A 6156-nucleotide genomic window follows, 5' to 3' on the forward strand; every position below is an offset into this window, starting at 1 on the left:
CTTTCCTAGGGATTAGTGGTTTTAGTGTTTGGCAAAAACCTGGGTACTGCCGTCTGTCTGAACGAGCAGAGTTTCGTAGGGAACAGGCTTGGTGGTTTCCATGCCGGGAGAACCGAGCGGCATAGAGGGAACGGCCAAACCGAGCGCTTTAGGCTTTTCCTTGAGCAGGCGCTGAATGTCGGCGGCTGACACATGGCCTTCAATCACATAATCGCCGACCCGGGCAGTATGGCAGGCGCCTAACCGATCTGGCATACCCAATTTTTTCCGTGCTGCCGGGATATCGTTCACCTCGTGGATGCTTGCCTGAAAACCGTTTTGCTGTAGGTGCTCGAGCCACTTGCCGCAACAACCGCAAGAGGGGCTTTTATAAACGTCTACCTGCGTCGTGTCTTGCGCCCATGCAGTACCAGTGCTGGTAAGGAAAATTAACAGCAAGGAGCGGAGATGGGGTTTCAGAACTGATTTCATGACGATTTCCTAAGTGATTTGAATGTGGCCAGTTTAAACAGGGGATCCTTACCGGGGACTGACAGAAACATTACATTTCTGTAATCTTCCTGAATCAGATCAGTGCTTATGAACGCCGTGTTTATGGGAATGCGCTTTCGTGTCGTGAGCATGTCCGGCGTTTGGCTGGCTTTCCTTTTCGGCTCCGTGCTTTTCCAGGCCGCCATGGATGTGCCCATTGCTGGTCTCGACTTGCCGGCGATACGCCTGCGGCGATAGGCTCGGCATGATCTTGAGGAAAGCCGTCAGATCCCATATCGCTTCGTCTTCCATACCACCTTTCGACCAAGCCGGCATACCGGACGCCTTGATGCCGTGTTTGATGATCCAGAATCGACGGACGTCCGCCCAATCGGAATCGACGACATTGGCAGGTTCGGAAAGATTCGGCGGGATCGGAAAGAGCCCCTTGCGGATTTCGGAATCTTCGCTGCCGGGAGACAGGTGACAATTCGCACACATAGCGTCGTAATTGCCTGCCCCCCGACGAATTCGGTCAGGGGCGGTCAAGTCGGTTGGTGGAACGAGATTGACTGTCCGGCGTGCAATGGACTGTTCCCGTGCCCACACAATGAAGCGATGAATCGCGGGGCTGTAGGGCTTATCGGCTGCCACATCGATAGTACCCGCCTGGAGCAGGCCAATCACGGTTACGGTGACTAGGCCAAGGAGCCCCAGTGCGCCTAGCAGGATTTTTTTCGTAATAACCTCTGGCAAGTTGTGTATAGCGGTATTCTACGCGGCCCTAGTTAACGGAAAACTGACCCGAAGATTACATTGCTGTAATCTTTGAGACTTGGTCTCGCTGCCCGTATAGAATGGCATTATTACGAGACAAGCTACGCGAGAGAGTGCATATGAGAATCCTGATCGTGGAAGACGAGCCTAAAATCGGGGATTATCTGAGACAGGGGCTGACAGAGGTTGGCTTCGTCGTCGATTTAGCGCGGGATGGGCTGGACGGTTTGCATTTGGCGCTAACAGAAGCCTATGATTTGGCAATCTTGGATGTGATGCTGCCAGGAATCGACGGCTGGCAGGTACTGCAAGGTATCCGCAGGGCGGGAAAGAACATGCCCGTCCTCTTTCTTACGGCCCGTGACAGTGTGGATGACCGAGTCAAAGGTCTGGAACTCGGGGCGGACGATTATCTGGTGAAACCGTTTGCCTTTTCCGAATTACTGGCTCGTGTCCGAACTCTGCTCAGACGCGGCGGCATGATCAAGGAGCCCGAGTTTCTACGGGCCGCAGACCTAGAACTTGACCTGATGCGGCGTCGAGTGACTCGTTCGGGCAAAAAGATCAACTTAACTTCCAAGGAATTTGCTCTGTTGGAACTGCTTTTGCGGCGCCAGGGCGAGGTGCTGCCCCGCTCCCTGATCGCTTCCCAGGTCTGGGACATGAATTTCGATAGCGACACCAACGTGATCGAGGTGGCCATCCGGCGTCTGAGAGCAAAAGTCGATGATGGCCTGGAGCCGAAGCTTATCCACACTGTCCGCGGTATGGGCTATGTGCTGGAGGTCGCCGAGTGAGGCGGATCGGCAACAAATCCATCACCTTCAAGCTGACGCTGCTGTTTGCATCGGCCTCGACAACCGTACTCTTAGTGTTGGGGTTGCTGATCGGCTCGCTTGTCGAGCGGCACTTCGAAGAATTGGACATGGCATTGCTCAATGGCAAGCTGGCACTTCTCCGGCACGCTTTGGAAAAAGTGAATTCTGACCAGGAACTGGAAGCACTGCCGAGACAATTTGAAGATGCCCTGGTAGGACACCCAGGCCTGGAGGTAATCGTTTTGAAGCCGGACGGTCAGCCTTTGTACCCGGCTGAAGGTGCGAAGTTACCTAACGCACTGCTGGCTGAAGCCAGAGAAAAAAACATCCGTCCGGTGCTCTGGACCGATCTTGAGAACCATCGTTATCGCGGGATTGCCGCCGAACTGCCGACGCATATCCAAGGGGCGGCGCCGGTGGTCGTGGCAGTATCCACCGACCTGTCGCACCATGAACATTTCATGCGCTCGTTTCGAACGACATTATGGACGGCCATGGGCCTGGCAGCGCTGCTGACCGGTTTTCTGGGCTGGATAGCGGCACGTCAAGGACTTGCTCCGCTTCGGGATATCAGTCGCAGTGCGGCCAGCATCACAGCGGACCATCTGGATCAGCGACTGTCGGCAGCGTCCATTCCCGTCGAACTGGCCGAGGTAGCCGAAACGCTGAATGCAATGCTGGCTCGGCTTGAAGAATCTTTCCGCCGGCTGACCGATTTTTCCTCGGACATTGCCCACGAATTGCGCACGCCGGTCAGCAATCTGCTGACACAAACCCAGGTTACTCTGTCCAAGCCCCGATCCGTCACAGAATACCAGGACATACTGGCTTCAAATGCGGAGGAGTTAGAGCGTTTGTCGCGGATAATTGCTGACATGCTGTTCCTGGCCAAATCGGACAACAATCTCATCGTGCCTCATTGCGAGAAAGTCGATTTGATGGCGGAGGTGAGCAGCCTATTCGACTTTTATGAGGCTTTAGCCGAGGAAAAGGAAGTTAATCTGACCTATTCAGGAAAAGGTGCTGTTTATGGCGACAGATTGATGCTGCGCAGAGCTATCAACAATCTGCTCTCCAATGCAGTGCGCCATACGCCAGCAGGTGGCCGAATAAAGGTGCGCGTTGATGACTCCAATGGCTCGAATGTCATAGTGGCGGTACAAAACACCGGGAAAACCATCGCTCCTGAGCATTTGCCGAGATTGTTTGATCGCTTCTACCGCGTGCACACATCGCGGCAGAGTTTTGGTGAGGGTGCTGGGCTCGGTTTGGCGATCACACGTTCTATCGCGCACGCCCACGGCGGAGAAGCTTGGGCGCACTCAGAAAGGGGTATAACGACATTTGAGATTCGGCTTCCTGCTTGAGCTATAACCAATGGACCTAAAGCGCTACTTTTTCTGCTCAAAACTTCATAGAGCATGTAGGTTCATCAGTTGGGTGAGCAGAAAAAGTGTTACCGCTTGACCTCTAGCTTGTACCGTTATACGTCATGCCGTTTTGGCAATTTTTGTCATTATTTGATGACTATCACCAAACCTACAAAGCGCATCGCAATGCTGCCGAAGTTCTGAAAATAAAATATATTTGATGGGAATTTTTGTTTGTTTGATCGAAGGACGCGAGAGTTGCATAATCACATCCTTTTCTCGACTATCGGGTACCACCAAATAAAAAGTCTCGTGACCGATAGCGATGGAATAAGAAAGATCGGTCAGCCGTAAAATTCCTGAATAAATGCTGGTGCTTTTTTCCACTTCAAAGGCACAAATCACACTATTCGTCCCTTTCTCAAACCATAATACATCTATCAACTTGATGGTATTGGCGGTTTCTTTATCACAATTGAGAACGGGGAATTTATCCGGACTCATAAACGAAAAACTATTGCCTGCATAAGACCTCGAACGGTCATTGGAAGCAACAAAAGCGTTGTAACCCAAACTTTGACCGATTTTCAGCAGATGAAACTGCATTTCGGAATGTAGACTTTCTTCCTGTTTTTCGTCTTGAATTTCTTTCTGGCGTTTTTCAATGCCTTTCTCTAGCTTATTTCGTTCATCTTCACTTAAATAGTCATGATTGCCGATAAGCATTTTTTGCGTACCCACTTCAAAACACAAACCGGCAATGGCTCCTAAGTCATTAGAAAGTTGAAATTTGTGTTTGTGGTTGGTTTCAATCAATATTTCTCTGATTTTTAGATATTCTGACCAAGACCCCAATTTCTTTTTGTCGTTGAATAGGACGTTAAAGCCATTGACGATGGCGGTATTGAAAGGCGGAAACAAAGTGGGGTGCAAAAAATATAAAATACTTGCTACGGCAGGACCCAAGCCTTTTATTTTCAGCGCATCTAATTGTATGACTTCCCTGATAATCTGCTCTTCCGATTTAGCATTAACACAGTTTTCTAAGAATTGACCGAAGGCAGTTTTATTACTTTGGTTTTCGTAAATATCCGGTATCCGTAGTTTCGGTTTCCAATAAAAAGGATGTGATATGCCTACAAATACTTGTTTTTGTTCAGCAATACAATTCAAAACAAATTCTAAGGAGCTGCCCTTAAAATCATTTGGAAACGTTTTATTTTTAATATCTTCCACCACCTGTAAAACCCCTCTGCGAATGGTGCGAAAGGCTTTGAGTCGCTGGTCATTGTCAATAAACCAAGTATTGTAAACGCTTTGCGTATCAGCTTTGTATTGAGTAATTATTGGTAGGAGATTAGTCATCTTTTTATTTTTATAGAAATCAAGCATTGAGACTGGCTGACATTCCAGGTTTAAATGCGGCCATACGCCTGCTTGGCAAGAAAAGAACCATAGTGGACAAAAGAGTTGCTCACTTAAATGCGTGGAAATGATAGGGTCTGGGACTCAGTTTGGCAATCACATGCCCTATCGCATAGGCCCATGGCGGAGAGATTTGGACGCCTTACAGAAAACGCTATAACAATGCTTGAAATTCGGCTATTGGGTCGGGCAACGGATGATAAGGCTTGACTGTGAAGTCTTGGCCCTATTAGCCTGCAGGTTCTGATGTGTCTCAAGGATAAAAACGCATGGCGCCATTTAACGCTAAATATAGTGTAACAGTAATTAAGTCCTCCTGATAATGAAGAATCTCCAACTCCGATTATCTGTCATCGTTATCGCCTTTATCACGGCTTTTTCGGGAGACTACAAAATCCCTGCGGTTCCACGCCCAAAGCCGCATTGAATTTGCTGGACAGGTTCTGAAAGGCGATCAAGGCGGTCAATTCAACGATGGACTCATCATCGAAGTAACGATGCAACTGCTCAAAGTGCGCTGGCGTAGTCCGGCGGTTTGAATCAGTCACGGCTTCGGCGTATAACAGTGCCGCTTTCTCCCGGTCGCTGAACAACGGACTGGTCTCAAATTCCGCAAGTTCTGCCAGCTTGTCAGGTTCGAGTCCCCGCCTGAGGACAATGAAAGAATTGAGATCAACGCAGAAACGACAATTATTGATTTGCGAAATACGCACAGTGATCAGTGAGCGCAGCAAGGGCTCAATTGGCGATGTCCGGCGGTCCAGGGCGCCATAAAGCAAAGCGAGAGCGACAAAGACTTTCGGTGTCCGTGCCCATAGGCGAGCGGCTTCCAGCACTCTGCCGTATCGGCGCTTCTGGTTCCAAAAGAAAAGCCGCACGTACCAGGGAAAACGATAATCAGATGGGGTCGTGAGGAATGGCATGATTTATCTCGAGCGGTCATGATATTCTCAGACAATTATCCCGATTAAAAGTGACTGTCAGATCCGCTTCAATTGCCCAATGCAAAGCTTCTGTCATGCCGTTTTCCTTCGGCCTTAGTGCTTGTGGGGTGCATTCACCACCTATTGCTGGCCCTCTATGTCCTGCTAATGCCTGATGAGCTAGAAAAGAATTTGCATATAGAAGACTTGCGTTTTTTGATTCCTTAAAGATTGTAATAGCTTGAACTCAACAAGAGGCGAGTACCGGCTCGTTGGATTTTATGGATAATCGGGCATGATACTGAGTCGGTGTTGCCAGTACAGCTCTCCACCAATTGGGACAAGGCCGCCTCCATCATGCGTAAGCCTTCA

At 49.5% G+C, this 6156-nt stretch carries 6 protein-coding genes; 2 read left to right on the forward strand and 4 right to left on the reverse strand.

What is annotated here, in order from left to right:
- Positions 1–21: 21 nt before the first annotated feature.
- Together IT781_RS14340 and IT781_RS14345 are read right to left on the reverse strand one after the other, a co-directional pair.
- Positions 22–471, reverse strand: coding sequence for a DUF411 domain-containing protein (locus tag IT781_RS14340; RefSeq protein ID WP_194970853.1), 450 nt, complete (start codon positions 469–471; stop codon positions 22–24).
- A gap of 99 nt (positions 472–570) precedes the next feature.
- Positions 571–1158 (reverse strand): cytochrome c, encoded by a 588-nt coding sequence (locus tag IT781_RS14345; protein WP_194970860.1) that lies wholly within the window; start codon positions 1156–1158, stop codon positions 571–573.
- Between the two features lie 209 nt (positions 1159–1367).
- Between IT781_RS14345 and IT781_RS14350 the strand changes: the two genes are divergently transcribed.
- Positions 1368–2045: a heavy metal response regulator transcription factor gene (locus IT781_RS14350; protein WP_194970854.1), complete on the forward strand. Its 678-nt coding sequence runs from the start codon at positions 1368–1370 to the stop codon at positions 2043–2045.
- Positions 2042–3433 carry a heavy metal sensor histidine kinase gene (locus IT781_RS14355; RefSeq protein ID WP_194970855.1) on the forward strand — a complete coding sequence of 464 codons (1392 nt, stop codon included), beginning with the start codon at positions 2042–2044 and terminating at the stop codon, positions 3431–3433. Before IT781_RS14350 ends, IT781_RS14355 begins: the two co-directional genes overlap by 4 nt.
- Before the next feature lie 123 nt (positions 3434–3556).
- On the opposite strand, the gene IT781_RS14360 is transcribed toward IT781_RS14355, so the two are convergent.
- Together IT781_RS14360 and IT781_RS14365 are read right to left on the reverse strand one after the other, a co-directional pair.
- The gene (locus tag IT781_RS14360; RefSeq protein WP_228779161.1) at positions 3557–4828 is read right to left on the reverse strand and encodes a hypothetical protein; all 1272 of its coding nucleotides are present in this window, start codon (positions 4826–4828) and stop codon (positions 3557–3559) included.
- A 401-nt stretch (positions 4829–5229) separates the two neighbouring features.
- Entirely contained in the window at positions 5230–5784 is a 555-nt protein-coding gene (locus IT781_RS14365) for a carboxymuconolactone decarboxylase family protein (RefSeq protein WP_194970856.1), read from the reverse strand.
- Positions 5785–6156 lie beyond the last annotated feature (372 nt).

The organism is Methylobacter sp. BlB1, from assembly GCF_015476545.1.
Classification (GTDB): Bacteria; Pseudomonadota; Gammaproteobacteria; order Methylococcales; family Methylomonadaceae; genus Methylobacter.

Coding starts and splice junctions, on each gene's coding strand:
- IT781_RS14340 (WP_194970853.1), bottom strand. CDS start 471: ATGAAATCAGTTCTGAAACCCCATCTCCGCTCCTTGCTGTTAATTTTC.
- IT781_RS14350 (WP_194970854.1), top strand. CDS start 1,368: ATGAGAATCCTGATCGTGGAAGACGAGCCTAAAATCGGGGATTATCTG.
- IT781_RS14360 (WP_228779161.1), bottom strand. CDS start 4,828: ATGCTTGATTTCTATAAAAATAAAAAGATGACTAATCTCCTACCAATA.
- IT781_RS14365 (WP_194970856.1), bottom strand. CDS start 5,784: ATGCCATTCCTCACGACCCCATCTGATTATCGTTTTCCCTGGTACGTG.